This window comes from Pontibacillus litoralis JSM 072002, assembly GCF_000775615.1.
GTDB lineage: Bacteria > Bacillota > Bacilli > Bacillales > BH030062 > Pontibacillus > Pontibacillus litoralis.
The window spans coordinates 1-440 of the sequence record NZ_AVPG01000081.1; the positions used below are offsets into that span (position 1 = coordinate 1).

General features: G+C 42.7%; 1 pseudogene. It reads left to right on the forward strand.

Annotation, left to right across the window (positions count from 1 at the left end):
- Positions 1-126: 126 nt before the first annotated feature.
- Positions 127-440, forward strand: a pseudogene (locus N784_RS16755) (ISL3 family transposase); the annotation flags it as partial.

Below are 440 nucleotides of genomic sequence, written 5' to 3' on the forward strand. Positions count from 1 at the left end.
GGTTCATCACCGTAACTTGGGGTTGACTCTAAAAAACTGAATCATTTGACTTAAATCACTATGAAAAAAGCGAAAACTCCCGTATCGTAATTGTTGTCCAGACAAACCACGATAGGAGTTTTCGCTTTGTCCTCTAAGTTTATCAAAATGATGTTGCCGTTACCATCTTTTTTTACCGTTACTTTGCCTTCTGAGGAAGAACCATCTGTTTTTCGTGTTTCTTCCCCAGCACAATGTATTTTATGTCCGATTTGTTTTGGGAAAACACATCGTCATGACACGAAAGTTCGCCGTTTTCGTCACGGCTATGCTTGGCATCTTGGTACGCTTTGGATTGAACTTGCCGTGCCTCGCCAGCGTTGCACATGTTGTGGGTTTACCTTTACTCATGACTATGGGCTTGGATTGGTTCGTTCTTCCACGGATTCCTTTCGTCGTGA